This is a genomic window from Novosphingobium sp. ERW19 (genome assembly GCF_012641315.1).
Taxonomy (GTDB): Bacteria; Pseudomonadota; Alphaproteobacteria; order Sphingomonadales; family Sphingomonadaceae; genus Novosphingobium.
In genome coordinates this window covers 16,191-42,900 of the sequence record NZ_JABAIC010000014.1, presented here as the reverse complement: position 1 = coordinate 42,900, position 26,710 = coordinate 16,191, and the positions used below count along the sequence as shown (strand labels likewise).

Here is a 26,710-nt window from a genome sequence, read left to right as displayed (position 1 = left end):
GTCGCGGATCGAGCCCGGCTACACCATCGCTCGAGACACGAGGTCGAGCGATGCCAACCTTACGCAAACTCCCGGGCTACCAGATCCAAGCCTTCTGACACAGCGGCCTGAGATATCCCGACCCCCACGTCACGCGCATGCAACGCCCAATCGGAAAGCGCTGCACGAACGTCGTCTAAGATGGAAGCCGTACGCTTCGGCGAAACCCCATGGACCTTTGCGAGCTTCTCGACATGCTCTCGGGTGATGGTGCGACCTTCGCCCAAGACGGCCATGTAATGCTCGCCGCCGGGGCCGTTTGAGAACGTGAGGTCGAAGGCCGGCGCGAGCCGCCAGTCTCCCAGATCATTCATGAGGTAAGCATGCTGGCGGACATGATCATCCCGGTTTCGCGCAAGCACGTTGAAGACCATGCGGCGGAAGGCCTGCTCGACGTCTGCCATGCTGTGGGTGATGGCCAGGGTCGCCTTCAGGAAACCGTCATAATCGACGCTGGGCATATGCGACGAAGCTTCAAGCACTCCGCCGAGGCTGACCATGTGCAGCCGCTTGCCCGGTGCCGGTCGGTCGAAGCGCCTTGTCGCGAAATGACCCGGACCGTTCGCCGCCGGGATCAATCGCGTCTCCGCCATATCGATGCCTGCGGCGCGGGCCATCCGGGCGTAGGCCTCTTCCAACGGCCCGATATCGGCAGGGTCATTGGTCGCTGCAAACTTGACGATCCATTCCTCACCCGCGCTCTTGTTTCCCGCTGCAGCGAGCTCGTCTCCGGCGGACAGCTTGCCGTCCGCGTCGATCGCCACGTGAACTTTCGGCCGCGCTCCGCCAGAGCCGCCGCCCAGGCGTGCCAGCAGCGCTTCGAGCTCTGTCTCCTCGCCGAGCAGAACCTGGCGCGATTCATCGGCCAGAGCATCGAGATCAATGGTACCTGAAGCCTCGAACCCAAGCGATTCAGGCTGGAAGACGAGGGCTCCCCGACCCCTCGTGCCCACAAGGGCGAGCCGGTCGACTGCATTAAGGTCTTCGAACCAGTGACCCATCCTTTGGAGGCGCCGCTTCAACAGCAGCATGCCCCAGGCGTCGGGCAGGCAGTCTGAAAGGAAACCGTGAAGGCCTTCGAAAATTCGGCTGCGGGCAGGGTGCAGGCCCGGTTCAGCCGGATAGTGCAGCGGAGATATCGGAAGGCGCACAGCGATGATCTCTCCCGACCATTCGAGCTGAGCCAATCCGCTCGCCATTGTCAGCCTGCCGACAGAACGCGGCGCTGCAGTCTCGTCGGTCAGCAGTCCAATCGCCAAAGGCGTTCCCGGAGCCAGTTTCATGACCCAATTCCGCCCGAGCGCCCGCTGGCACGCTTGCGCTGCCGTTTGGCTGCCTGACGCTGCTGTGCAAGCAGTTCATCCATGCTGGTTGCCGGCACTTGCGGAAACAGCGCGACAATGCCCTCATCGCAGCGCAGTGCGATGGCTGCCCGCACCATATCCTCGATCGAAGCCCTGCCTTCGGCCTCCATTCGCCGCCATGTTCTATGGGCCACGCCTGCTTTGGCAGCGGCCGCTTGCTGGGTGAGGTCAAGCGCCAGTCGGCGGGCCTTGATCCGTTTGCCGAGGCCTGTCAGTTGATCATGAAGCGTGAAAAACATGGCCATATATGGCCTATATTTGCGCTGAAGTCAAAATAGGGGCCATATTTGGCTCATGAGCGAGGTTCCGCAAGACGCCGAAGAGGTGTTGGCTTTTGACGGTGAAGTTCGTGGTAACGTTCCGGACGACTGCCCGATAGGCCGCAGGATGGATTCCGGAGAGTTTATAATCCCCCGAGCGAATCGTGAAATCAGTCCTTTGGCTGCCTACGTGAAACATTGCGCGACGAACTAAGGGGGCGCTATTCCTCTTGTATTGATAATGGATCGTTATCACTACCCTATTCATATGAGATTGGCCCGGCTATCATCGCCGACATGCGGAAAAGCCCGCCCGCCACTCTTGCCAGACGTGCGATGATCAAGCGTGCCGTCGAACCAAGCGACCTTGTGGCTGACGTGCGCACGCTGGTCGGCGCCGGCGTACGCATTGACGAGGCGCTGCTCGATGCCGCCATGCGCGGGTGGTCCGACAACACCCGCCGCGCCTTCCGCTCGGACCTGACCCTGTGGGGGCAGTGGTGCAGGGGGCGGCAGGTGCAGCCCGCCGGGGCCGGTCCTGCTGACGTTGCCGCCTGGATCCGTGCGCTGGCCGGAACCGAAGCGACGGACCTCAAGACACGCGCCATGGCGACGATCGAGCGTTACCTCGTACACGTGAGCTGGGCCTACCGCATGGCGGAGCTTACCGATCCGACATCAGACCCTCTCGTCAAATTCGAGCGCCAGGCGGCGCGCAACCATCTCGGGGTTCGCCAGCGACAGGCTCGCGCCATTCGCTTCAAAGGCGACATTGCCGATCTCGACAGCCCTGCCTCGGGCGTTTGTCTGGCACACCTGCTCAAGGCGTGTCGCCGCGACGAACTCGGTTTGCGCGATGCCGCGCTGCTGCGCATCGCCTACGACATCGCCGCCCGGCGGTCCGAGCTGGTCGCGATCGATGTCGCGCATATTGAAGGACCGGACGGGGAGGGGGCAGGGCTGCTGCACATCCCTTCGAGCAAAACCGACCGCAAGCAGGAAGGCGCTGAGGCTTATCTGTCACCGGCGACCATGGCGGCGATTGCGCGCTGGCGTAAGGCCGGTGAAATCGACAAGGGACCCTTGCTGCGACGGGTGACGACGCATTTCGATGGGTCGGTGAAATGCATTGGTGGCGAGCGCCTGCGTCCCAACAGTATTACCCTTATCTATAAGCGGCTGATACGCGGGGCTTGGGAGAAGGGCCTGCTCGGTCAGATGGGCGAAGCTGAGCTCGAGCGCTGGCTCAAAAGCGTATCGTCGCACTCGATACGCGTTGGTGTTGCGCAGGACAATTTTGCCACCGGGGAGGGGCTGCCAGCCATTATGCAGGCCTATCGTTGGCGTGATGCGCGTACTGTCTTGCGCTACGGGGCAAAGCTTGCAGCAAAGAGTGGGGCGAGTGCGAGTTTGGCCACGCGCTTCTCGGATCAATGATAAAGCCTGCGGACTGACCGGAAAGGCAGCTTATGGACCGCGAGAACGGGATAGCGCCTTTCGGATCGTTAAGCGCCGACGGTGGCTGCCGACCAGAGTCAGTCGTTCAGGCCAGTAGCATTGAGCGTCGCATCGAACCAAAACCTGCCGATCATGAAGGAAAGCAGAAGTTGAGCAATGCGCCCCCTATGCAGCCATATCGACGCTCGTAGCTTCCGCCCCGAAGGAGTCATCCCGGCATGCTTTCAATAGCTATCGGGTCACGATTATCTGCCACGCTCCAAACCTACGCGCGGGTTATGTGGTCGACCTTCCGGAAACTGCTAACATGCTGAGCCATTTGCTTTCGACCCGGTCGCTGTGGAGAAAGCTGGCTGAAGAATTCTGAAGCTGTAGCACCAGTGCGGCCACGATCTGGTTCAGGGTGTCATCGATCAAGGATCGGTAGCTGGCCTCTGCCAAGCGTGGAAGAACATTCTCCGCACCAATGACCGCGGTGACGAAGGTCAGCATCGCATGAAGAATGCGACGGTCGGCAATTTCGGCATCGAGGTAGCGAATTCTTTCACGGAGCAACTGTTGCGCACGATTGAGCGCGGGGGACAGGGCTCCGGCTTCGTCTGCGGTATGCCGCACGCCGCGCGGGCGATGATACAACAGGTATTGGAGCATGAAATCAGGATAGGAGAATGTGCCATCGGCCGAGCGGAGCGTGAAGTACGGCAGAGTAAGAACTTCCATGAGTGCCCGCGCGTCGCTCTCCAGGCCGCGTTGTTCGAGCTCTGCGAGCATCTTTGCGCGCACGGGCTCCATCTGCATGACCCGGTGGCGAAAGATCGCCTGGATCAGCCCCTGCTTCGACCCGAAGTGATAGCGAACGGCATTGTTGTTGCCGTGTCCGGCCGCACTGGCAATCTCGCGCAGGGAAGCGCCTTCGACACCCCGTTCGGCAAAGAGCTTTTCGCCCGCGAGGATCAACTGCACCTTGCTGTCGGCAGTTTCGTTTGTCTCGACGATTTCAGCTTCAGCCATTCCAGAATGGATAACGCACGCGCGTTAGGCTGCCAAGCTGTTTGATAGATACCCTAACGCATGCGAGTTAGCTTTTCGGCTAACTTTCGCTTAATCCCACGGTCATAAAGCGCGGTCATGCCTTTTCTCCTGCTCACATAAAAGTCAGGTGCGTTACATTTCCGCGTGTGGCCATAGTAGGACAAGAGCAGCGATCACGAGTCGCGCCGGTTCGTTTGGGTAGAGGGGAGTGACATGATCGCAACGAAACAAGGATTTGCGCGCGGCGGTATCGCCATGCTGATGAGCAGCTCCGCTCTCATGCTGGCCATGCCTGCGTTCGGGCAGGAAGCGTCCACGGGCCAGGCACAGGCCGGCGAGGCCGAGCAGGGTGGCATCCAGGACATCGTGGTCACGGCCCGCAAGCGCACCGAAACCACCCAGCAGGTGCCGGTGTCCGTCACGGCAATCTCTGCAGAAACTCTCAATCGCTACGATCTGACGAGCCTTGAGCGCGTGTCCGTTGCGACCCCATCGTTCTCGATCGGCCGTGCGCCGAGCGGTGCGGGTGCGACGCTGGTGATGCGTGGCATCGGCTCGAACTCGACCTCGATCGGTCTTGAGCAGTCCGTGGCCGTCATTGTCGATGGTGCCTATTACGGCCAGGGACGCACCATAAACGAGGGCTTCTTCGACCTCGGGCGCCTCGAGATCCTGAAGGGTCCGCAGGCGCTGTTCTTCGGCAAGAACGCTACGGCGGGCGTGGTCTCAATCACCACGGCTGATCCGGGCGACAGGCTGGAAGTGATTGCTCGCGCCGGATATGAATTCAAGGCGCGCCAGATTGTCGGCGAAGCCATCGTTTCGGCACCGCTCAGTGAAACGCTCGGCGTGCGCATCGCTGTCCGCGGCACGAAGTCCGACCGCGGCTACTTCAAGCAACTCGGCACGACGCAGATCTACCCGACCACTGATCGCACATCGACCTCGCAAGTTGTTGCGCCGACGAACCACTCGGTCGATCCTGCCGGCGATGGCCGCGGCAAGGAATTCTACGTCCGCGGCACGGTTAAATGGCAGCCCACCTCGGACTTTAGCGCCACGCTCAAAGCCAACTACGGCGATAACCGCAACAACAACCCGGGTGCAGGTGCGGTGCTCTACAATTGCCCGACCGGCAAGTCGGCCGGCAATCCGGCCATTCCTTGCGCGCGGACTTTCCAATCCTCGGCCAACAAGTTCCCTGCGGCTATTGCCGCAATCACGCCCTATGCGAACAGGGACGGCTCGCTGGGCAACCAGTACAAGAGCTGGGCGATCAATGCCGCTCTCGAGTATCAGCTCGACAATGTGACGATCAACTCGGTGACGAACTACAACTGGAACAGGAACGTGTTTCAGCTCGATGGTGACGTAGTCTCGCGGTCAGGTCCGGCAGGCGTGAACGCCACCGAATGGTCGACGTTCCATGCGTTTTCCGAAGAGCTTCGTGCGACGACTTCGTTCGACGGCGTGTTTAACGGCATGGTCGGTGCATACTATCAGAAGACCAAGCGCAACTACCTCGCGTGGACCGCATCTGGTGGGCTTGAGAACAGCCAGGCCCCGCAACCCTTCCAGCGCTATCTTGCCAACAGCAAGGACAGCCAGACCGACGGTGAAACCTTCGCTGCCTTTGGACAGGCGATCATCAAGCCGACCGACCAGATCGAGGTTACCGGCGGCGTCCGCTACACCCACGAGACCAAGAACAGCTACTTCCTGCAGCCATATTCTCACCCGATACGCGTAACTCAAGGCATCTTCTTGCCGGGCGTGACGATCCGTTCGGACTTGACCTTCGACGACTGGTCACCGGAGGCAACGATCAGCTTCAAGCCGACACCGGACATAAACATCTATGCCGGCTATCGAACCGCCTACAAGTCCGGCGGGTTCTCCAACTCGGGTATCCTGAGCCCCAACGCCAGCCTTGCCGACTTCGAATTCTCGCCCGAGAAGGCGAGGGGTTTCGAAGCCGGGATCAAGACATTGCTGCTTGATCGCCAGCTCAAGCTCAACCTCTCGGCTTATCACTTCAAGTACACCAACCTGCAGCTGGACTTCCTGCGGTCGGACATCTTCGCGTTCACGACCATCAACGCGGGCTCTGCCACGTCGAAGGGCGTTGAGCTGGAGTTGGAATTCGCCCCGCGTGCGATCGACGGACTCAACCTCCACGCGATCGTGAATTACAATAAGGCCCGGTACGGTGATGCGCCTTTGGCACCGTGCTATGCGGGTCAGACGCGGACTGCGGGTTGCAATCTGGTCTACGTGAACGACGGCTCGGCAAACGGGACAAGCCGGCCGTTCAACTCGGCGACCGACACGATAGCCAACCGGCAGAACCTGAAAGGCCTTCCTACCGCTAATGCACCCGAGTGGACGGCGACATTTGGCTTCAATTATGAAGCTGGCATCAGCAGCGGAATGAAAGTCGGTCTTTCTTCCGACGCTCGCTATTCGAGCTCCTACATTGCCTCCGCCTTCGGAACTCCTGCTTCGCGCCAGAACAGCTATCTGACCGTCGATGGGACGATCCGCCTCTCGTCCGAGGACGATCGCTGGCAGGTTGCGCTCATCGGGAAGAACCTGACCAACAAGTTCTTCGCTGTCGGCGGAATCGATGCCCCCAATACGGGTTCCGGGACCGGAACCTTGGCCGGAGTCCTCGCAGACCAGGTTGGCTATGCCGGGTTGCCGCGCACGGTCATGCTCCTGGCCACCTTCAAGTACTGAGATCCTCCCTGCCCGGTCGCGCGTCCTTCCATGGAGTCGGCGCGACCGGGGCTTTTTTGTCAGATTTCACGCGAAGAGGTTCCCGCGATGCGCGCACTCCGTTCAGCTCTCCGTTTGTCCGCCTGCAAGCGCCAGCTCTGCGGTGCGACCGCCCTCGCCGCTCTCATCGCCCCATCGTTCGCACTCGCCCAGGATGCAGCCACCGACCCGCTGGCCGGGAAGGTTGGCAAGACCGTGCAGGAAACCCATGCACCGGCCTGGCCCTCGCAGCCGCAGGCGCCGAAGGGGGCGCCCAATGTGCTCGTCATCCTGACCGACGACGTCGGCTTCGGCGTGACCAGCGCCTTTGGCGGCCCGGTGCCTACCGCGACTTTCGATGCACTTGCCCAGGTCGGTCTGCGTTACAACCGGTTCAACACGACCGCTCTTTGCTCGCCAACGCGCGCATCGTTGCTGACCGGCCGGCTGCCCCAGAACGTCAACATGGGCAATGTCACCAACATTCCCACCGGGTATGACGGCTATACGTCGGTGATCCCTGAGTCCGCCGCGACGGTCGCCGAAGTCCTCAAGGAAAACGGCTTCAACACCGCCATGTTCGGCAAGAACCACCTCACCCCAGAGTGGCAGACGAGCGCAGCCGGACCGTTCAACCAGTGGCCGACCGGGCTCGGCTTCGAATACTTCTACGGCTTCCTCTCGGCCGATACCTCGCAGTGGCAGCCGAGCATCATCGAGAACACGCTGCCGGTTGAGCCGCCGCACGATGATCCGGACTACTTCTTCGAGAAGGACATGGCGGATCACGCGATCAAGTGGATGCGCACGCAGCAGGCTGCCGCGCCCGACAAGCCCTTCTTCATTTACTATGCGCCTGGCATCGCGCACACGCCGCACCACGCGCCGAAGGAATGGCTCGACAAGTTCAAGGGCAAGTTCGACCAGGGCTGGGACAAGGTGCGGGAGGAGACTTTCGTCCGCCAGAAGCGCATGGGCATCGTCCCGGCAAACTCGCAGCTGTCCCCGCGCCCGGCCTCGCTGCCAGCGTGGAGTTCGCTGAACGCCGACCAGAAGAAGCTCTACGCACGGCTGATGGAGGCCTATGCGGCAAGCGTATCCTACTCGGACTTCCAGACCGGCCGGTTGATCGACGCGATCCGCGAGACCGGAGAACTCGACAATACCCTGATCATATACATTCAGGGCGACAACGGCAGCAGCGCCGAGGGTGGGCCGGAAGGCCTGCTATATGAGCAGTCGAGCATCACCGGCCGCAAGGAAACCATGGCCGAGAAGATGGAGCACATCGACGACATCGGTGGGCCCAAGCTCTACAACCACTTCCCCGCAGCATGGGCCTGGGCGACCAATTCGCCCTTCCCGTGGTGGAAGCAGGTCGCCTCGCAGGCTGGCGGCGTACGCAATGGCATGGTCGTCTCCTGGCCCAAGCGCATAACCGAGAAGGGTGCCCTGCGCTCGCAGTATGCCCATGTCAGCGATATCGCGCCGACGGTGCTGGATGCGGTCGGGATCAAGTCGCCGGAAGTGGTGAAGGGCGTCGCACAGCAGCCGGTTGACGGCATCAGCCTCGCCTATACCTTCCAGCAGGGCTCCGCGCCGTCCGCCCGCCGTATGCAGATCTACGAGATGATGGAGAACTTCGGCATCTACAAGGACGGCTGGATGGCCGGTACGCTGCCGAAGCGTGCCGCGTGGGAAGCAGGCGCTGCTGGCGATCGCAAGCTGACGGTCGGGCCGGATCAGCGCGAATGGTCGCTGTTCAATCTGGACGCCGATTTCACGACGGCCAAGGACCTCGCCAGGAAGGACCCTGCAAAGCTCAGGGAAATGCAGGACCTGTTCTGGGCAGAAGCGGCCCGGAACAACATCCTGCCGATCCATGACTACAGCCAAGGAACGCAGGGTCGGCCTTCACTCGGCGCTTATCGCTCCAGCTTCACCTATCGCCCCGGTGCCGCGACGATTGCCGAGGATGCAGCGCCGCATACTATCGGCAAAAGCTTCCGCATCGATGCCGACGTCACCGCCGGCAGCAGCACAAAGGGCGTGATGATCGCGCAAGGAGGGCGCTTTGGCGGCTACTCCTTCTATCTGAAGGACGGTAAGCCGGTGTTCCACTACAACGCGGTGGGCGCGGACAACTTCACCGTTGCCGCTGACAGTCCGCTTGCGGATGGCCAACACACCCTGTCCGCCGAATTCGCCGCCGACACGGCAACACCGGGCACGCCGGGCACGCTGACGCTCTACGTCGATGGCAAGGCCGTTGGTTCGGGCAGGTTGGGGCGCACGGTGGCAGGCTGGCTCTCTCACACCGAAGGCCTCGACATCGGCCTCGATCGCATCAGCGCGGTCAGCCCGGACTACAGCGTTCAGGACAGCGCTTTTACGGGTCAGATCAGCGAAGTGCGCGTTTCGATAAAGTGAACCTGCGCAATGTACCGGTTCGCCGAGGCATGAAGCTGCGATAGGCTGGGCCGATAAATCGCAAGAGGGAAGAGGACATGCGCTTCAAGGACAAGGTCGTGATCGTGACGGGCGCCGGCTCCGGGCTCGGGCTGGCGACGGTGCAGCGATTAGCGAAAGAAGGGGCCACGCTTGCGCTGGTCGACCTGCGCGAGGACTGGCTCGAGGCCACACGGGCGAGCATGCCGGACGGCACGCGGAACAAGCTGATCAAGGCTGACGTTGCCGACGTAGCGCAAGTGCAGGCCTATGTTGATGACACCGTGGCTGAATTCGGCCGGATCGACGGCTTCTTCAACAATGCCGGGATCGAGGGCCGCCAGAACCTCACCGAGAACTTTGGCGCCGAGGAGTTCCATCGCGTCATCTCGATCAACCTCGATGGCGTGTTCTTCGGCATGGCCGCAGTGCTCAAGGTCATGCGCGAACAGGGCTTCGGGGCGATAGTCAACACGGCATCGGTCGGCGGCATCCGCGGCGTCGGCAACCAGAGCGGCTATGCCGCGGCCAAGCACGGCGTCGTCGGCCTCACCCGCAACTCGGCGGTCGAGTACGGCCAGTATGGCGTGCAGATCAACGCCATTGCTCCCGGTGCGATCATGACGGCGATGGTCGAGGGTTCGCTGCGCCAGATCGGCGGTGACAATTGGGAAGAGGCCGGGCGGCAGTTCGTCTCGGTCAACCCGATGAAGCGCTTCGGTCGTCCCGAGGAAGTCGCCGCACTCGTCGCGTTCCTGCTCTCGGGCGAGGCCCCGTTCATCAACGGCGCCACCATCCCGATCGACGGTGGCCAGTCCTACAAATACTGAGTAGGGCGGGCGCGGATCTGGAGCGCGTCGAACATGGCTAGAAGTGGCCGGGTTGGTCTGAACAGGGATCGGAGCTCGATAAGTGGATCGTCTGCCGGTTGTTTCCTGGGATTGCCGATATTGGGTGTCATGCAGGGAGGGCGTAGCCCGACCGGAGTGACGCCCAATATCGGCGGCCGAATTCATGCTGCCATCGCCATGGGCAGGTTGTCAAAATATGCCTGGTCCGGAGTCTGGGTGCCAAGGCTCGAATGCGGCCTCCTGGTGTTGTAAAAGTTGAAATAGCGGCCGATCGAGGCCCGGGCCTCGCTGACTGCGGCGTAGGCGTGGAGATAAACCTCCTCGTAGTTCACCGAGCGCCAAAGCCGCTCGACGACGACATTGTCGCGCCATGCGCCCCGGCCGACCATACTGATAGCGATCTCCTCACGGTGCAGCACGCTGGTGAAGGCGTGACTGGTGAATTGGCTGCCCTGATCGGTGTTGAAAATCTCCGGTTTGCCATAGCGCGCCAGAGCCTCCTCCAGCGCGTCGACGCAGAAGTCGGCCTCCATCGTAATCGACACCCGCTAGGCCAGGACCTTGCGGCTGAACCAATCCACAATGGCCGCGAGATAGACGAATCCCTTGGCCATCGGCACATAACTGATATCGGTTGCCCAGACTTGGTTCGGCCGCACAATCGGCAGTTTGCGCAGCAGATACAGGTAAATCCTGTGTCCCGGCGCCGGCTTCGAAGTCTTTGGACGGCGGTAAATCGCCTCGATCGCCATTTTCTTCATCAGCGTGGGCGACGTGTTGACGACCGATCTCAATGCCTTCCTGCTGGAGCAGATCGCGCAGCATTCGGCTGCCCGCGAACGAGAACTCCAGGTGCAATTCGTCCATGCGCCGCATAATGGCCAGATCGGCCGCGCAAACCGGCTTGGGCAGGTAATAGACACTGCCACGGCTGATTCCCAATTCCCGCGCCTGTCGCACTACGGGCAGGTTATGCGAACGATCGATCATCGCCTTGCGCTCGGCAACAGACCGGCTCGGCTTTGGGATGATCCCCCGGATCATCCGTCGCCTGCGCTCCCGAGCGCGCCGGCCAAGAAATCGTTCGCCAGCGTTAACTCGCCGATCTTGGCATGCAGCGTCTTCACATCGACCGCTGGCTCGGCGGACTCTGAGGCGCTCTCTGAGGCGCTCTCTGAACCGAATACGCCTGCTGCACCTTCAAGCAACTGCGTGCGCCAGGTCGTGATCTGATTGGGATGCACGTCGAACTGCTGCGCCAGTTCGGCCAGCGTCTTCTCTCCCTTCACGGCGGCCAGTGCCACCTTCGCCTGAACGCCGGGCTGTGGTTCCGGCGGGGTCGTCTGCTCATCTCGTCTCCTGTCATGCCGCCATTCTGGCCGCCGTCAGGCAGAAAATCCACTTATCCCGATGTCCAGATTCTTCAGACCACCTTTACCTGCGCAGCCTTCTTTATGAGATAGCGGTGATTATGCTCACGAGAACCACGTCTCGGCATGACAGCCGCCTCAAGGACTGGGGACTCAAGCTCCGAGAGCGCCTTGGCATTAAACGCGCTGCGGTTGCGGTAGCCCGCAAGTTGGCAGTCTTCATGCACAGCATGCTGAAAACGGGAGAGCCATTCAACAACTTGGCCGGCGCTCCCGCGTGACGCCGACCTCGCCTCAATAATTCCAGCGCGCCCATAGCCGACGCGCGGGACGTCACTGCCGCGGACGTGGGTCTATAAATTATGTAAGTGAGGATGCTTGCGGACATTTCAAATTCAAGCGGGTGTTGACGATCCTTCAGGCCTTTTTGCGTTGATCAGTGCCGGTAGATAACTCAAAATGGACACGGGCTCGGCGCTAATTTGCCAAGCGCGTTGATGAAACAGCCGCAAGCGCTGGCATGGAAACAGCGCCCAGGCTTTTCAGGGCGGTTCATCCTTGACGGGTTGGGATACGTCTCGGGTGCCGATTGTCAGGCATGCCTCTATCGATCGTTCGCGAATTTGGACCCCACCTGATCGAAGCGAAAACGCCAATCTTCTTGTCGGACTGCCTCTCACATGTCGCTCGAGAACTCGGGTTCGATCACTTTGCATTAGCCTACGAACCACGAGTTCGATTCGAGGAACGCAAATCGGTCCTCATGCACAACTACCCAGCAGAATGGGCCGAAGTGTATGTCTCGTTCGACCTTGCCGGGCAGGATCCGGTACGCCGTGCCTGTGATCGAGCGCTGTTGGGCTTTGAATGGCGAAACCTCGCCAAACTGATCCCCTTGACAATTGGCGACCATCGCATGCTGGCTGTTGGCCGTGAAGTCGGGGTAGCCGATGGATACACCGTGCCGCGCCACATTCCTGGCGAAGGCACCGGCTCTTGCTCTTTCGTGGTCGGTCCTGGCTCTGAACTCCCCCGCGAACGGTTGGAAGTGGCTGAATTGCTTGGGGCCATCGCGATAGCGGCAGCGCGCGGGTTGGCAGGGCTGGGCCAATACCACTGCAAGCCAGCCCTGTCGGACAGGCAACGCGAATGCGTGTTGTGGTCGGCCAGAGGAAAGACAGCTGCAGAGACCGCGATCATCATGGGCGTAACGGAGTTTACGGTCCGCAAGCACCTCAAGGATGCCCGAGAACGCTACAACGTCCACTGTGGCCAGACGCTCATCCTCTGCGCACTCTATGACGGCCTGATCAGCTTTCCGGACCTCCTGCGTTGGTGGAACAACCTCCTCGAGTAAAGGGATCGCCGGGAAGGGCGTATTACGGCTCCCGCCATTCCCAGATCTGGGAATACCGCGAAGGTCCGCTCGCTGTTTGGATGCGCCATCCCAACCTGGAGATCGCACCATGCCCAACCTCACTGACCCCGCAGCGAATGAAGCCCACGCCTTTCGCACCATGTTTTCCGCGCGTAAGCGGGTATTTATTGACCTCTTGCGCTGGGACCTGCCAGTCCTTGCCGGCAAGTACGAGGTTGATCAATTCGACAACCAGCATGCCGATTACCTGATCCTGCTCGATGAGAACGGTGAGCACCGCGCTTCGACCAGGCTGCTGCGCACCGACGCCCCCCACATCCTGCGCGACATGTTTCCGGTGCTATGCCCTGGCCCAATTCCGTGCGGTCCCACGACACGGGAAATAACCCGCTTCTGCCTAGACCCGCGGCTGACTGCTGCCGAGCGCAAGGTCGCGCGCAACGAGCTCGTCACCGCCCTGGTCCAATATGCGCTGAGGAACGGCATCACGGATTATACAGGTGTCGCTGGCCTTGCCTGGTATCGGCAAATCCGGAGATTCGGGTGGCAGTGCCGGGCGCTTGGAGACCCCGTAACCCATGATGGGCAAAAGCTCGTCGGGCTGCATATCAGCGTCGACGGGCATACGCTCGCAGGGGTCAAGCAGGCTGGCTGCTTTGCCGAGCCGACTATCGAAATGCCTGCTGCGACGGGAGGAGCGGCATGACGCCCGTCACAATCGAGCCATGGCTCAATGCGTTGATGGCGCAAGGCTACTGCGTCATCCCGCAGCTTCTTCCGCCACAGACTTTGTCCGATCTGGCTCACGACCTGGAGGACGCGTTCAGAGCCACCCCGTTCGGCCAGGGTCATTTCTACGGCTATCGGACCAAGCGCTTCGGCAGCCTGCTGCGTCGATCGTCCCGCGCTCCGGAAATCGTCATGGAGCCAACGGTGCTGGCCCTGGCTCAAGCACTGCTGGGTTCCGCCTGTGACAGAATCCAGCTCAACGTCGCCCAGGCCATCGCAATCCATCCTGGCGAACTCGAGCAATTCCCTCACTGCGATCAGGACATGTGGGCCGGCGTGAAGGGCGCACACGAATATCTCCTGAACGTGATCTGGCCCCTGGATCCCTTCACGCCTGAAAACGGTGCCACCCGGATCTACCCTGGTACGCATCGAAATCCGCCAAGGAGTTTCGCAGAGCTTCCAGAGCCCGTCATCACGCAGTGCGAACCCGGTTCAGCCATCTGCTTTCTGGGCTCGACGCTGCATAGCGCCGGCCCGAACAGATCTGCCGGTGTCAGGCGCGCCGTCGTCGTCGGGTACAGTCTGGGTTGGCTCAAGCCTTACGAAAACATGTGGCTGGCCTATCCGCCAAAGGTCGCAAGGACATTCTCGCCAGAACTCGCGGCGCTTGTCGGCTATGCCCAGCACCGCCCCAATCTTGGGAATTACGAAGGGCAATGCCCTTCCGTGCTGCTCAGTCGCGCCAGGCGGGGCCCGATCGGCGCCGTGGATGCATTGCGACCCGACCAGGCTACAATGCTCTCGGAATTCGCGCGGGGGCAGGGGGCACAGCGATGAGCCCGGCGCATGTCCTCGAACCGACATACGCGTCCATCAAGCAAAAGTTGCTGGATGGAGCCTGGCCACCAGGCTCTCGCCTTGAGAGCGTACGGATCGCCGACCTGGTAGGCGTAAGCATGACCCCGGTTCGCGACAGTCTCAATCGACTTGTTGGCGAGCGCTTAGTGGACCTGCGGCCAGGTTTCGGCTTCCATGTGCCGCGGCTCTGCACTTTCGATCTTCGCGAACTGCTCGAGCTCAACCTTGTGTTGGTTCGCCTTGCAATGAAGCGTATGGGGCACGCCGAACAAACTGAAATCCCAAGCGGCAGCGTCGACCTGGCTCTGCGCTCGCGCGCAGTGTTCAGCTACATCGCCGCCGCCGCGCGCAACGAGGCTCTGACGGACGCAATAGAGTCGCTCAATGATCGCCTTCATCCTTTCCGGCGGATCGAGGCCGAGGTCTTGCGCGACGCTAAACAGGAAGTCGCAGATCTCGAGGCCATGTTGATAAACTCACCCAGTCGGCAAACTGCGGTTGCGATGCGGCGTTATCATCAGCGCCGGATTTCTGCGGCGCCACGCCTCGTTGCAATGTTACAGCAAGCTCATCCGACCAGAAGCTGACGCCGATTGGTCATCGACTATTGCCAAGTCCCTACAATCGCGCCATCTTCTGTTTAGGCAGCACGAACAGCTGGCATAGCTGCCCGGACTACAATTCCGCCAGGCATCAAGCACGCCTGTCCTGATGGACCGGTGGTCGGTCATCGCCACGTGAGGCCGGCACAGACCTGACTCCAAACGCAGTCGGCAACGACCTTGCCGGGCTGCCAGGATCATGCCGGCTTCGGTGCCAAGGTGTCTCCTACCAGATTTTCGCCTGCGCTGACGTCGCCACGCGACAGCACGCTCGACCAGGCGTACCGCGAAGAGCAGGCCAGGTTGAAGCGCTACTTCGATTGGAAGGCAGGGCCAGACGCATCCGCAGACCTGGTCCAGGATGTCTTTGTCAGGGCCTTGGGCAAAAGTCAGAGTGAGCGCCTGGAGAACCCCGCAGGCTATCTCTGGCGGATTGCCCAGAACCTCTTGATTGACACGTTGCGTGTCCGAAAGCGGCGAGGGCCGCAAGTCCAGTTCGACGAAGCGCAGCATTCGCCCGATCTTGCCGATCAGGCAGCGCTCCTTGAAGCTGCCCAGTTGCAGTTACGCTACGAGACGGCACTGGTGGCACTGCCGACGAGGACGCGCGACATATTCCTGATGCATCGGGTGGATGAGCTGACCTATCAGGAGATAGCTCTGGCCACAGGCCTCACCCCTGCGGGGGTCGAATATCACATGTCAAAGGCGCTTGCACATCTTGCCAAACGTCTCGCAGTGCACAGGTGAGCCTTCAGCGATGAGTGGTGAGGGGGGAGCCGACAGCGAACGCAACGCGGTCGCTACCGACGAGGCCGCGCTCTGGTTTGTCATATTGCGGGGGCCTGATCCAGATCGACACCGTGCCAAATTCGAGAAATGGCGCGACGCAAGCGAATTGAACCGGGCGGCGTTTGAGCAGGTAGCTGCCACATTCGAAGGAGCGGAGGTTCTCAAGACGTCGGCCGACCAGCGGCATCGTCCGCTGCCGCGTGTCCGTCGGGATGCCCGCTCGTGGGTCCCGGTCGCACTTGCCGCAAGTGTCGCTGTCACCCTTGTCGCGGGGGCTGCCTGGGGACCTCTACTCAATTTACAGCAGCGGGCGTCAGATGGGCGTGCCACCACGTTCGCGACCGACCATGGCACAATGCGCACGGTGCAACTCGCGCAGGGTGCAAGCCTCGCGCTGGATTCTGCGACTGAAGTGCGCCTCGAGAACCAGGACGGGGATCCGGTCGTCACCGTGGTCAAGGGACGTGCCCAGTTGCGGTTTCGCGGCAGCACCACTGAATGGTTGGTGCGTGTGGGCGACAGCGAGATGACCTCGCGAAACGGCATCTTCGACGTGAGCTTGCGCGGTGAAGATGCGCCGTCTGTGCAGCTCTATGCGGGCGAAGCCAGAACGCGGCCCGTCATGCAAAGTGCAGCCTACTTCGTCAGCGGCGAGCCGCTTCCTGTCGGCCGGGCAGTGCAGCTTGCGCGAGGCAGGGCCGAGCCGCTGCGGCCGCGCTATGCTGCGGATGAGCGAGACTGGCCGCAAGGGTGGGTTCAGTATCGCAGTGTCCCTTTGTCCGACCTCGTGCATACCGTAAACCGCTACGCCGGAAAGCCCATCATTCTTTCGGATCCTGCCCTTGGCAGCCTTCGCATTTCCGGCCGCTTCCGGATCGTAGATCCATCCGCGGTCGCCCTGAACCTGGGGCGCGTATTCACCCTGACGATCACGGAACGCCCCGACGGATTCTATATCGATCGACCCTGAGGAAATATTTGCAATTGCAACTAGGGTCCCTGCAGACCCCGACGTCATTGCCCTTATCGCCCGGCTGCTCTCGCGCAACCGGGTCAACGAGAATGAGGGAACTATCGATGACCTGCTCACCCCGACGGCTTGCCAGCTTACTTGGCGGCGCATGCATCCTTCTGACGGCCATGCCCGCTGCGGCGCAAGAGGCACGCTATGATTTCGAGATTTCCGAGACTGATCTCGGTGCAGCGCTCATGGCTGTAGCTGCCAGGGCAGGGTGGCAGGTCTATGCTCCGGCCGAGGCCGTCAGCAGCCGTCGGGTCGAGCCCTTGCGCGGCACCATGACAGTCGAGCACGCCGTAACCAGGCTTCTGTCAGGAACCGGGCTGCGGGCAAGTTTCTCGAACCGCACGATCGTCATTACCATGCCCGACAAGGCCGCACTCCCCGCTGATGCCGATGCGCCGATTGTCGTCACGGGGTCCTTGATCCGTGGTGCCGAAGTGGCAGCGCCGGTGATCAGGTTATCGCGCGAGACCATCGTCGCTGCTGGGCAGACCGATACTGGCGAAGCCCTACGTGCGATCCCGCAAAACTTTGCCGGTGGCCAGAACCCGGGGGTCGGAACAGGTGCGGGCCTGATCAACACAAACGTCAACTCGGCAGCGAGCGCGAATCTGCGAGGCCTCGGACCAGACGCAACCCTGACGCTGCTCAACGGCCACAGGCTGCCCTACGATTCGGCTTTTGGTGGCGTCGATATCTCCGCCATACCGGTTGCGGCGCTCGAGCGCATCGAAGTCGTGCCCGATGGTGCCTCGGCCCTCTATGGTTCGGATGCCGTAGCCGGTGTCGTCAACGTGATCCTGCGGCGTAACTACAGCGGCCTTGCAACGTCAGCGCAGGTCGGTGCCGCAACCGATGGCGGCTATTTTCGCCAGCAAGCCGATGTCGTGGGCGGCACGCATTGGTCCACCGGCGGCGTCATGCTTGCTTACGACTATGCGCACAATTCCGCCATCTCTGCCGACCAGCGCAATTACGCATCCTCGCTCGACACCCGGGCGTCGTTGTACCCAGAGCAAAGACGGCACGCCGCGCTGATGACGCTTTACCAGGATTTGGGTGAGCGCCTCACTTTCAGCATGGATGTGCTCTATTCCAGGCGGACATCGCGTACGATCGGCGGTACCGCATCTTCGCGCTATCTGTTCGCGCCGCGGGTCACCACGTTTTCCATCGCTCCAGAGCTGCGATTGGAAGCAGGAGGTGACTGGAACATCAAGCTCCTGGGAGCCTTCGGGCGCGACCGCACTCGCTACCATACGACCTTCACCCCCTCGGGTAGCACGCCCACGGTAACCCAGGGTTGCTACTGCAACGATGCCACTTCGGCAGAAGTCAATGCCACCGGCCCACTCTTCGCGCTGGCTGGTGGTCCCGCTCGCCTCGCCATCGGCGGCGGTTATCGCGATAATGGCATGAGCTTCACGCGGGTTGTCGGAGGGACGCTGGCACAGGCCTTCGATGTGTCGCGCCACAGCGTCTATGGATTCGGGGAAGTGTTCCTGCCCTTTGTTGCCTCGGAAAATGGCATCGCCGGAATCAACCGGCTCAGCCTGTCAGCCGCCATGCGCTACGAAGACTACCCGGGCATGGCGCACGTTGCGACGCCGCGTCTCGGCCTGATCTACGCGCCAGTGCGCGACGTCACCTTGAAGGCCTCGTGGGCGCGTTCGTTCAAGGCGCCGACGCTGTACCAACAATATGTCGGGTACCAGGCCTACCTCCTGCCTGCCGCAGCCTTCGGCGCCGGCACAGGCGCTCAGACGGTTCTCTATACCAGCGGCGGCAATCCTGTCCTGAAGCCCGAGCGGGCGCGTTCGTGGACGGCCGGGTTCGTGATCAGCCCCGCTGCTTTGCCCAACCTGACCTTCGAAGCGAGCTATTTCGACATCCGTTATCGCGACAGGGTTGTCCAGCCCATTGCCGGTTCGATCGCAGCTGCCTTTACCGATCCTGCGTACGCTTCCCTGATCGATCGCGATCCCGCTGCAGGTCGACTGAGCCAGCTCATAGAAGGGACACAGCTCGGTCTGCAGAACTTTACGGGCCGCCCCTATGATCCCGCCGCGGTCGTCGCGCTGGTCGACAATCGCAATCTCAATGTCGCCATCCAGCACATCAAAGGGGTCGATGCGTCTTTCAGCTGGCGCAAGGACCTGGGATCGGATCGTTCGCTCACGGCCAATCTTGCCGGCTCGTGGCTCGACAGCGGCCAACAGGTCAACGCAGCGTTGCCCGAGGCCGATCTTGCGGGGACCCTGTTCAATCCGCCGAAGTTCCGCGGTCGCGGCAGCGTCGCTTACCAGTCGCGTGAGGTTCTGGCCTCGGCCTATGTCAATTACACCGGTGCACTTGCCGACCGCCGCTTCGCGGCGCCTGTGCGCATTGCACCACAAGCGACAGTCGATCTTGCACTGCGTTATACCGCAATTGCCGGCGCCGATGGCGAACCAGGTCTGGCCCTCTCGCTTGTCGTCAACAACGTCGCCAACAAGAAGCCGCAGATCATTCGCACGACGGGGCCGACCGACACGCCCTATGATTCGACCAACTACTCCCCGATTGGCCGATTTGTGGCCCTCGGCTTGTCGAGGCGGTGGTGATGCTGAACAGTGCAGCGCTCATGTTGGCTCAGGCTGTCGTGCCTGGGCCTTCCGTCCCTGCAACGGGTGAAGCAGTCGATCCTTGTCTGTCGCTTGAATCAGAGGCCTTGGGGCCCGGTGAGGAAATGAGGACCGAGCTCACTTCAAGCGATTTGGCGACTGTCGCCGATATCGGGCGTTCGGATCCCAACGAGTCCACCAGCCCATTTGGGGTATCGCCCGACGGGAAGCAGATCGCCTTCCTTGTGCGCCGGGCCAATCCGCGAGCCAATGCCTTCTGCCAGAAGTTGATAGTCGCGAGCCTGGCCAGGGAGGGAGCGCCGCCGCGAGAAGTCGACCGCGGCGGCGCTTTCATCCGGGCAACCTTTGCCTTGCGCAATTTCCCTGTTGTCGGCGCGGGGTACGCTCAGGTCATCACCCCGCGCTGGTCTCCGGATGGCCAGCGTATTGCCTTTCTCAAGCGTATCTCGGACCAGACCCAGGTCTGGACCGTGAACGTAGCCGGCAACGCTCCGGCGAGGCAAGCAACGGCTCTGCCCGACGATGTCGAGGACTTTCGCTGGAGCACAGACGGGAAGGCACTCGTTGCGCAAACGCGGCCATCATTGCGTGAAACGAACGCGCGGATTGGAGCTGAGGCGCGGACGGGTTTTGTGTTCGACGATCGCTTCTCGCCGCAGTTTGCGGATCGTCCCTTGCCCACAGGGCCGATGGTCATGTCGTATACCGCGGTAGACGATGCTGGTTTTGTGCGCCCTGCCACTGATGCCGAAATCGGTGCCTTCGGGAACCAGCGCGCCACTCCGGGCGACGAAATCCCGGTCGGGGCGCGGGGTTTTACAAAGAGAGGGGATGGCGGCGCCGCCTGGATAGAGAGCAAGGCCCCCGGTCGACTGATCGCGCCGACCCGCCTTGTCCTGCGACTGCCAGGCGGTGCAACCCGGCTTTGTGACACGGCGCTCTGCGACGGCGCGCGGCACCTGTGGTGGGCAGCCAATACTGGGGACCTCTACGTGCTGCAGAAGACCGGATGGGGGCAGAGCCAGACAGGCTTGCTGCGTTGGAACGTGTCCTGGCCTCGCCCAAAACGTGTTTTCGTGACCGAAGATGCTTTGATCGGCTGCACGATGTCTGGACCCGAGCTTGTCTGCGCGCGCGAGGGTGCCGCGCGACCCCGCCGCCTCGTCGCGATTGATCCTGCGACGGGTCGGGAGCGCCTGATCCACGATCCGAACCGCGACTGGTCAAGGTTCACACTCGGCGCGGTCCAGCGGTTACGGTTTCGCAATACCTTTGGTGTGGAAAGTTTTGCCGACCTCGTGCTCCCGCCGGATCACGGGCGAGGGCAGAAGCACCCCCTCGTTGTCGTCCAGTACGGCAGCGACGGATTCCTTCGCGGCGGCACCGGTGATGAGGTCCCTGTCCAGGTGCTCGCCGCGAAGGGATTTGCGGTGCTGAGCTTTGCCCGTCCAGACTTTCCGGCCTGGGTCATGGAGGCAAAGGACGAGCAGGAACTGCGGGCGCGCAATCGTACCGACTGGCTCGATCGCCGAAGCGTGCAGTCCTCGCTCGAGATGGCCATTGCACAGGCCCTCGCCACAGGCGCTGTTGATGCCGACCGGATGGGGATCAGCGGGTTCAGCGACGGGACGTCCACCACCCAATGGGCGCTGATCAATTCGAAGCTGTTCAAGGTCGCGAGCCTGGGTGCGTGCTGCGAGGATATGATCTCCTATCCGCTCGCAGCAGGCCCCTATTTCGAGAGGTTCGGGCGCGAAATGGGCTACCGCTTCTTCGAGGGTGACGCCCGGGATTTCTGGAAGCCGATGTCATTGGTACTCAACGCGGACAGGATTGAGGCACCGATTTTGGTCCAGACCGGCGACAGCGAATACGAGGCGGGTCTCGATGTCTTTGCTGCCTTGCGCAAGCAGGGCAAGGCCATCGAAATGATCGTGCTGGAGAACGAGCCGCATTTCAAATGGCAACCTGCGCACCGGCTTGCGATCTACGAGCGTTCGGTCGACTGGTTTCGCTTCTGGTTGATGCACGAGCTGGATTGCACACCTGACAAGGGTGATCAGTACGAGCGCTGGAAGGCCATGCCCGGCGCGCCTCCAGCCGAGGCCCTGCGTTGCGGATAACCAGACGCGGACTGAGGCAAAACACTGCACATCAAGGTTGCCATGAGCGCGCCCAGGCTTCGGCTTCGACAAGATCCAACAGGCGGTAGATGGTGGGCTCTTTTCCATGTGGGTCGCTGGCTATGGCCTGCTCAATCGCGGCTGCATCGAGTAGTCCGTTGGCCCTCAACAGGCCACCGAGAAGCATGTCCCTGATCAGCGTCCGATTGTGCGCGAAGATCACGCGCATGACACTGTCGGGGCCGGCCTTGGACACGCGGCGTACGACCGCGGCGGGCAGTTCTTGCGCGAAGGCAGCACGGGCCAGCGCCCGGTTGATCCCGCCGTGGCACCAGATCCACGTTGGGATCGACAGACACAGCTCAAGAAGGGGTTGGCTCATCAAGGGTGAGAACTGCAGCGGGTCTGCAGGACCGCTGGCGGAATGAATGAAGTTCTGCGTGCGCAGGAGCAATGTCAGGTGATCGATCTTGCCGGGGTGGGTGAGTGGAACCGCCTGCGCCAAGTCCGCAATCACCTCGGGGGTGCCAAAATCGGGCACATCGCTTGCCAGCAATCGCCGATCTGCCGCCCATGCCGCAGGCCGACTTCCGCGGCGCGCCCGCATGGACAATGCGCGCGCCATGGCCGGCACGGTCGTTTGCGCGATCCGACACATGTCGAGATAAGTTGCCGCCGCGCCGTGCGACAGGCCCTCGCTACGCCAACGGTCGAGGATCGGCGCCGCAGAATGCAGATAGCAGAACAGATTGTCGCCGCCATTGCCATCGACGACCGCGCTGGCCCCAGACCGGCCAGCGGCTTTGATTGCGTGGCGCCGGACTTCCTGCATGAACGCCTTGCCAGAGGGGCGCGCCAAGCCCAGCGAAACCGGAGCGGCCAGATCGACCCTTTCGGGAGTGTAGCAAGCCTCGAAGCATTCGACGCCCAACGCATTGGCAAGCATCCGCACAGGCACGCGCTCGTCGCCGCTGGGATCGCCCGTTGCAATCGTCAGGCAAGCGAAGTCCTGACCGACGGTCGCAAGCGCGGCGGCGATCAGCGAGGAATCGACTCCGCCCGAAGCCGATACCAGCAGGCGGCCAGATACGCTTCCCCACGCTCGCATGACGCGTTGCGCCGTATTGCGCAATTCAACGGCCAATTCGTCAAAGGCTTGTGTCTCTTTGTCCGGCATGAATTGGGTAGCATGCCACACGGCTACCGACGTTGCGCCTTCGTTGGTCCACGACGTCATTTGTCCGGCGGGCAGTTCTTCGATGCCGGCAAGGCAGGTTCGCTGATCGCGCCAATCTGGCCGTTGGAGATGTGAAGCCAAGTCATGCCAGGAAACACGGGGTTTCGGGGAGCAATGCGAATTGAGCAGCGTCAGATCGCTCGTGCAAGCCTGACCCTCGGCGATCTCCGATCGATACACTGGGAGCAGTCCGGAAGGGTCCGGGTAAACGCGCAAGTGCAGTCCCTCGACGAGCAAGGCGACGTAGGCGCCCCAACATTGGCTCGTTAGCCATAGCGCGAAGCTTGATGGGTCATGACGCTGCAGGATATCTCGAGGCAAGCGGGTCACGTGGCGGCCTGTCGTCCTCTCGAAGAGATAGCCGATCACGATGCCGCGTTCGCCAGCGTCAAGAACGTGCTCCTCGTGTTCGGCCCACAGTCGAGGACCATCGGGTCTTGGAACGCGGCACGGTCGACCGGTCGACAACGCGATGCGCTCGATGTTGCCCGCACTCGCTTTCGGCCAGGTCAACAGGAAGCGGACCGGTTTCACAGGATCAGGATCGGTTTGTAGCGTGCCGCCTCTTCCACGCTTTCGTTAAGTAGGAGGTGACCAGCCTGCACCCAGCAATGGGCGGCAAAGGGCCTGAGCTTGACGCCAATGATGACCTGACAAGCGCAGTCCGATTTCGCCATCAAGCGCGCAAGCGCGATCGAGCGGGGCAAGCATCGGTCGACTGCGCTTCGAACAAGCCCAGCGTCCTCGAAGGCCTTCACCAGTGCGGCGTGTTCCGCACCGAAAGGTCTGCGCGCGTGCCGCGAGCACAGCACTGAACGCAACTCTGACAGAACCGTGTGCAAGCCACGTCTGGCCAGCCTGCGCTCGATAGCACGCTGGTCCCAGAGCGCGCGAGCGATCAGGGAAGGCGAGAAGCCGCATCCCTGCAGATCGGCGGCCTCTACTGGATGGATTCCACCCCCTTGTGCGCGAAGTGGAGCGAGTGAAACGAACTGGTCAAGTCCTGCTGAATGCAACGCGGGGGCAAATGCCACGCCATTGATCAGACTGGCGAGAAAAGCGGCATTGGCAGTTTCCGGCAACCGGAAGTAGTGGTCGCGAGCCAGATCGAGGAACAGCGCCGTATCTTCGATGACGCAGAAGCTCAATGCGGGGAGGGGAGTGGTCATGGGAAACTGCGCCGAAGGGCGCATGCCCTGAAACTGGGACATGCGCCCGAGCCGGTCACTCGGCAGCGATGCCGGGGAGGAACCGGAGGTTGCCACCGCTGACGTCGAGTTCGACGATCGCTTGGCCCTTGGTGGTGGTCGAGGCTTCACCCAGATCGATCAGGGTGTCCTCGCGGGGAGTGTTCTCGGTCATGAACTTCATCCTTCTTGGCTAAATGCGACTCCATTGTCGCAGGCCAAGGATGATCCCGACCGGCATTGCCAGCCATTTTATAATGGCTTTATTTTGAGCAGCTTGGGGCAGGGATATGAAATGACCGGGACATGAAACGGATCGTTGGGGACCCACACCGCAGCCTTTAGCTTTTCGGCCTGGACATGCGCAGCGGCGACCCGGTCACTCAGGAGCAGCAGCGCAACGCAAATCAATTGCATCATGGCCCTGCAACTGCCCGGAAGAGAAACACGTTTCTTGATAAATTGCCATAATACAATGTGTTAAACAGAATTCATATTGGTGCATCGCCGGCCAATTGCTGCTAGGCTTGCGGCACGATGCGTACCGCTCTCGATCATCTTCCACCACACAAGCAACGTGAGATCGAGCGCGTCGTCCAGCTTGTTTTCGAGGAGTTTGAAGACAGCTTTGCTCTGGCGCGCCGCGAATGGAAGAAACAGGGCCGGATCCTCAAGGTCGTACTTTACGGCTCCTATGCGCGCGGCGGTTGGGTAGACGAGCCGCACACCGCCAAGGGCTACAAGTCTGACTACGACCTCCTCATCATCGTCAACGATGCGCGGCTGACCGACCGGGTAAAGTACTGGTCGCGGCTCGATGAGCGCCTGATGCGCGAGTACGGGGTGACCGGCACGCTCAAGACGCCCGTCAACTTCATCGTCCACACGCTGGGCGAGGTGAACGATGGGCTGGCGCACGGGCGCTACTTCTTCATCGACGTCGCCAGGGACGGCATCGCGCTCTACCAGGCGGACGAGGAGGAGCTGCATCAGCCTAAGCCCAAGACGCCTCAGCAAGCTGCGGCGATGGCACGAGAGTATTTCGAGGAGTGGTTTCCAAACTCCTTGAGGCGTTTCGAAAGCGCGAAATTTCTGCTGGATAAGGGATATGAAAAGCAAGCTGCGTTCGATTTGCATCAGACCACGGAGGGCCTGTACCACTGTGTTTTGCTCACGGTGACGTTCTACACGCCGCACGTGCATAATCTCGGTTTCTTGCGCACCCAGGCCGAACGGCTCGATCGGCGGCTTGTCCATGTGTGGCCGGCGGACAACCGCAAGCAGCGCGCAATGTTTGTGAAACTCAAGGAAGCCTATGTGAAGGCCCGGTATTCCAAGCATTACCGTATTTCTGGCGAGGAACTGGCTTGGCTTGCTATGCAGGTCGAGGAACTCGGTCGCGTTGTCCACGCAATCTGCTCAGAGCGCATAGCCGAACTCGAAGCGCAGGTCCGGCGGCAGACGGTCTGAGCCGTGATTTCGTTGCTTAGCCCGGACAGCGTTTGACTTGGCTGGCTGGATCGCGTCAGATGTTCCTCGCGCAATTCCTGCCGAGCCGGCACGCCCATGGAGGCGTGTATGTTTCGGTATCTGGCACTTGGTCTGGTGACTCTCGGATTTGCCCCGTCAGCGCATGCGCAATCTGTCGAGCTGATGGTTTTTGCGCCAGCAACATCTGCTAATGTTGACGACCTGCGCAAATCAAAGTCGGCTTCGGGGTCCAGCAGTCCTGTTGACGCGGCACTACGCTTCTTTCTCCGCACCACAGCCGATCCGCGGACGATACCAGCGCAGTATCAACTTGCCTATTTGTCCTGTCCTTCCACGCCATATGTTCCGGCACCTTGGCTCGCTGCCAAGGTCGAACGACGACGGCGGATGCATTACGCCGATATCGTGAGAGCGGCATGCGAACTCGGTATTTCGCCAAGTCTGTTAGAAGCGGTGGTCGCCCAGGAGTCGGGTTACAGGACACTGGCCATCAGCAGGGCAGGCGCCAAAGGGCTGACCCAACTCATGCCCGGAACAGCCGATGCGATGGGGGTTGCAAGGCCATTTGATCCGATGAGCAATTTGCGCGGCGGAGCCCGTTATCTGCGCGATCAGCTGACCCGGTTCCGCAGAATTGATCTTGCACTGGCAGCGTACAATGCAGGTCCAGAGCGTCGGGCGCTCAGTGAAGGCCGCATTCCAAACATCAGCGAAACGAAGGCATACATTCGATCCGTTCTGAACAATTGGGAGAGGATCGCCAAGCACGCTCGTCACGGCGAAATCTTACAGCGACAAACCCGGATGGCGGGCGGTCCATCAACCGGGAGGACGGCTGTCTTGGCAACATTTAAATAGCGGGGTTCCTCCGATGTATGGCGATGATTGCGGACGATCCGGAACGTCTTGTTCGAAAGCGCAAAAGGCGGATAGCGGCCGTTGCAGCCAGCCTACGCCAGAGCCAGCGCCAACGCCTCAATCTGCGACCTCCAAGCGCTTTAGCCGAATGGTCCGAGGATCCCAAGAAACACTTAAAGTCCGGTGTAACCTTGGTCAGCGTGCTTGCCTTGGCGGTGCTCCTAATTC

The 26,710-nt window shown here is 61.3% G+C and carries 20 protein-coding genes and 2 pseudogenes; 15 read left to right on the top strand and 7 right to left on the bottom strand.

Annotated features, from left to right (window positions below; translation table 11 throughout):
* Positions 1-59 precede the first annotated feature (59 nt).
* Together HGI46_RS19695 and HGI46_RS19690 are read right to left on the bottom strand one after the other, a co-directional pair.
* Positions 60-1,322: a type II toxin-antitoxin system HipA family toxin gene (locus HGI46_RS19695; RefSeq protein ID WP_168905544.1), complete on the bottom strand. Its 1,263-nt coding sequence runs from the start codon at positions 1,320-1,322 to the stop codon at positions 60-62.
* Entirely contained in the window at positions 1,319-1,642 is a 324-nt protein-coding gene (locus HGI46_RS19690; protein ID WP_118076058.1) for a helix-turn-helix domain-containing protein, read from the bottom strand. The genes HGI46_RS19695 and HGI46_RS19690 overlap by 4 nt, the downstream gene beginning before the upstream one ends.
* A gap of 357 nt (positions 1,643-1,999) precedes the next feature.
* On the opposite strand from HGI46_RS19690, the gene HGI46_RS19685 reads away from it, so the two are divergent.
* Complete coding sequence (locus HGI46_RS19685; protein ID WP_168905573.1) at positions 2,000-3,100, top strand: integrase; 1,101 nt, start codon at positions 2,000-2,002, stop codon at positions 3,098-3,100.
* Positions 3,101-3,397: 297 nt separating this feature from the next.
* Here the strand turns inward: HGI46_RS19685 and HGI46_RS19680 are convergent, their stop codons facing one another.
* Positions 3,398-4,132, bottom strand: a complete 735-nt coding sequence (locus tag HGI46_RS19680; RefSeq protein WP_168905543.1) for a TetR/AcrR family transcriptional regulator — start codon at positions 4,130-4,132, stop codon at positions 3,398-3,400.
* 234 nt (positions 4,133-4,366) lie between these two features.
* Here HGI46_RS19680 and HGI46_RS19675 point away from each other — a divergent pair, with 234 nt between their 5' ends.
* From HGI46_RS19675 to HGI46_RS19665, 3 genes are all read left to right on the top strand, one after another.
* Entirely contained in the window at positions 4,367-6,892 is a 2,526-nt protein-coding gene (locus HGI46_RS19675) for a TonB-dependent receptor (protein WP_168905542.1), read from the top strand.
* An 87-nt stretch (positions 6,893-6,979) separates the two neighbouring features.
* Positions 6,980-9,340: an arylsulfatase gene (locus HGI46_RS19670; RefSeq protein WP_168905541.1), complete on the top strand. Its 2,361-nt coding sequence runs from the start codon at positions 6,980-6,982 to the stop codon at positions 9,338-9,340.
* A gap of 77 nt (positions 9,341-9,417) precedes the next feature.
* The gene (locus tag HGI46_RS19665; RefSeq protein WP_168905540.1) at positions 9,418-10,188 is read left to right on the top strand and encodes an SDR family oxidoreductase; all 771 of its coding nucleotides are present in this window, start codon (positions 9,418-9,420) and stop codon (positions 10,186-10,188) included.
* 182 nt (positions 10,189-10,370) lie between these two features.
* Here the strand turns inward: HGI46_RS19665 and HGI46_RS19660 are convergent.
* A pseudogene (locus HGI46_RS19660) lies at positions 10,371-11,560 on the bottom strand (IS3 family transposase).
* 48 nt (positions 11,561-11,608) lie between these two features.
* Here HGI46_RS19660 and HGI46_RS22265 point away from each other — a divergent pair.
* From HGI46_RS22265 to HGI46_RS19620, 9 genes and pseudogenes are all read left to right on the top strand, one after another.
* Positions 11,609-11,860 (top strand): annotated as a pseudogene (locus HGI46_RS22265) (IS110 family transposase); the annotation flags it as partial.
* Between the two features lie 317 nt (positions 11,861-12,177).
* On the top strand, positions 12,178-12,936 hold the full coding sequence (locus HGI46_RS19655; RefSeq protein WP_168905539.1) for a LuxR family transcriptional regulator: 759 nt from the start codon (positions 12,178-12,180) through the stop codon (positions 12,934-12,936).
* A 109-nt stretch (positions 12,937-13,045) separates the two neighbouring features.
* Positions 13,046-13,663 (top strand): acyl-homoserine-lactone synthase, encoded by a 618-nt coding sequence (locus HGI46_RS19650; RefSeq protein ID WP_168905538.1) that lies wholly within the window; start codon positions 13,046-13,048, stop codon positions 13,661-13,663.
* Positions 13,660-14,526: a phytanoyl-CoA dioxygenase family protein gene (locus tag HGI46_RS19645; RefSeq protein WP_168905537.1), complete on the top strand. Its 867-nt coding sequence runs from the start codon at positions 13,660-13,662 to the stop codon at positions 14,524-14,526. Before HGI46_RS19650 ends, HGI46_RS19645 begins: the two co-directional genes overlap by 4 nt.
* Positions 14,523-15,134 (top strand): GntR family transcriptional regulator, encoded by a 612-nt coding sequence (locus HGI46_RS19640; protein ID WP_168905536.1) that lies wholly within the window; start codon positions 14,523-14,525, stop codon positions 15,132-15,134. Before HGI46_RS19645 ends, HGI46_RS19640 begins: the two co-directional genes overlap by 4 nt.
* Before the next feature lie 234 nt (positions 15,135-15,368).
* The gene (locus tag HGI46_RS19635) at positions 15,369-15,899 is read left to right on the top strand and encodes a sigma-70 family RNA polymerase sigma factor (protein WP_168905535.1); all 531 of its coding nucleotides are present in this window, start codon (positions 15,369-15,371) and stop codon (positions 15,897-15,899) included.
* 10 nt (positions 15,900-15,909) lie between these two features.
* Positions 15,910-16,911, top strand: a complete 1,002-nt coding sequence (locus HGI46_RS19630; protein ID WP_168905534.1) for a DUF4880 domain-containing protein — start codon at positions 15,910-15,912, stop codon at positions 16,909-16,911.
* 107 nt (positions 16,912-17,018) lie between these two features.
* Positions 17,019-19,565 carry a TonB-dependent receptor gene (locus HGI46_RS19625; protein WP_168905533.1) on the top strand — a complete coding sequence of 849 codons (2,547 nt, stop codon included), beginning with the start codon at positions 17,019-17,021 and terminating at the stop codon, positions 19,563-19,565.
* A gap of 125 nt (positions 19,566-19,690) precedes the next feature.
* The gene (locus tag HGI46_RS19620) at positions 19,691-21,709 is read left to right on the top strand and encodes an Atxe2 family lasso peptide isopeptidase (protein ID WP_168905532.1); all 2,019 of its coding nucleotides are present in this window, start codon (positions 19,691-19,693) and stop codon (positions 21,707-21,709) included.
* Between the two features lie 31 nt (positions 21,710-21,740).
* Here HGI46_RS19620 and HGI46_RS19615 read toward each other — a convergent pair whose 3' ends face one another.
* The 3 genes from HGI46_RS19615 to HGI46_RS19605 all read right to left on the bottom strand — a co-directional run bounded on the left by HGI46_RS19615 (position 21,741) and on the right by HGI46_RS19605 (position 24,308).
* Positions 21,741-23,315, bottom strand: coding sequence for an asparagine synthase-related protein (locus tag HGI46_RS19615; RefSeq protein ID WP_168905531.1), 1,575 nt, complete (start codon positions 23,313-23,315; stop codon positions 21,741-21,743).
* 161 nt (positions 23,316-23,476) lie between these two features.
* Positions 23,477-24,115 (bottom strand): lasso peptide biosynthesis B2 protein, encoded by a 639-nt coding sequence (locus HGI46_RS19610; protein ID WP_168905530.1) that lies wholly within the window; start codon positions 24,113-24,115, stop codon positions 23,477-23,479.
* Between the two features lie 55 nt (positions 24,116-24,170).
* Positions 24,171-24,308 carry a benenodin family lasso peptide gene (locus HGI46_RS19605; RefSeq protein ID WP_168905529.1) on the bottom strand — a complete coding sequence of 46 codons (138 nt, stop codon included), beginning with the start codon at positions 24,306-24,308 and terminating at the stop codon, positions 24,171-24,173.
* A gap of 362 nt (positions 24,309-24,670) precedes the next feature.
* On the opposite strand from HGI46_RS19605, the gene HGI46_RS19600 reads away from it, so the two are divergent.
* Positions 24,671-25,603, top strand: coding sequence for a nucleotidyltransferase and HEPN domain-containing protein (locus tag HGI46_RS19600; RefSeq protein ID WP_118075759.1), 933 nt, complete (start codon positions 24,671-24,673; stop codon positions 25,601-25,603).
* A 108-nt stretch (positions 25,604-25,711) separates the two neighbouring features.
* The gene (locus tag HGI46_RS19595) at positions 25,712-26,482 is read left to right on the top strand and encodes a lytic transglycosylase domain-containing protein (RefSeq protein WP_162896301.1); all 771 of its coding nucleotides are present in this window, start codon (positions 25,712-25,714) and stop codon (positions 26,480-26,482) included.
* The last annotated feature ends 228 nt before the right edge of the window (positions 26,483-26,710 follow it).

Coding starts and splice junctions, on each gene's coding strand:
- HGI46_RS19690 (WP_118076058.1), bottom strand. CDS start 1,642: ATGTTTTTCACGCTTCATGATCAACTGACAGGCCTCGGCAAACGGATC.
- HGI46_RS19610 (WP_168905530.1), bottom strand. CDS start 24,115: ATGACCACTCCCCTCCCCGCATTGAGCTTCTGCGTCATCGAAGATACG.
- HGI46_RS19595 (WP_162896301.1), top strand. CDS start 25,712: ATGTTTCGGTATCTGGCACTTGGTCTGGTGACTCTCGGATTTGCCCCG.
- HGI46_RS19675 (WP_168905542.1), top strand. CDS start 4,367: ATGATCGCAACGAAACAAGGATTTGCGCGCGGCGGTATCGCCATGCTG.
- HGI46_RS19620 (WP_168905532.1), top strand. CDS start 19,691: ATGAGGACCGAGCTCACTTCAAGCGATTTGGCGACTGTCGCCGATATC.
- HGI46_RS19600 (WP_118075759.1), top strand. CDS start 24,671: ATGCGTACCGCTCTCGATCATCTTCCACCACACAAGCAACGTGAGATC.
- HGI46_RS19605 (WP_168905529.1), bottom strand. CDS start 24,308: ATGACCGAGAACACTCCCCGCGAGGACACCCTGATCGATCTGGGTGAA.
- HGI46_RS19695 (WP_168905544.1), bottom strand. CDS start 1,322: ATGAAACTGGCTCCGGGAACGCCTTTGGCGATTGGACTGCTGACCGAC.
- HGI46_RS19665 (WP_168905540.1), top strand. CDS start 9,418: ATGCGCTTCAAGGACAAGGTCGTGATCGTGACGGGCGCCGGCTCCGGG.
- HGI46_RS19685 (WP_168905573.1), top strand. CDS start 2,000: ATGATCAAGCGTGCCGTCGAACCAAGCGACCTTGTGGCTGACGTGCGC.
- HGI46_RS19645 (WP_168905537.1), top strand. CDS start 13,660: ATGACGCCCGTCACAATCGAGCCATGGCTCAATGCGTTGATGGCGCAA.
- HGI46_RS19625 (WP_168905533.1), top strand. CDS start 17,019: ATGACCTGCTCACCCCGACGGCTTGCCAGCTTACTTGGCGGCGCATGC.
- HGI46_RS19640 (WP_168905536.1), top strand. CDS start 14,523: ATGAGCCCGGCGCATGTCCTCGAACCGACATACGCGTCCATCAAGCAA.
- HGI46_RS19655 (WP_168905539.1), top strand. CDS start 12,178: ATGCCTCTATCGATCGTTCGCGAATTTGGACCCCACCTGATCGAAGCG.
- HGI46_RS19650 (WP_168905538.1), top strand. CDS start 13,046: ATGCCCAACCTCACTGACCCCGCAGCGAATGAAGCCCACGCCTTTCGC.
- HGI46_RS19670 (WP_168905541.1), top strand. CDS start 6,980: ATGCGCGCACTCCGTTCAGCTCTCCGTTTGTCCGCCTGCAAGCGCCAG.
- HGI46_RS19630 (WP_168905534.1), top strand. CDS start 15,910: ATGAGTGGTGAGGGGGGAGCCGACAGCGAACGCAACGCGGTCGCTACC.
- HGI46_RS19680 (WP_168905543.1), bottom strand. CDS start 4,132: ATGGCTGAAGCTGAAATCGTCGAGACAAACGAAACTGCCGACAGCAAG.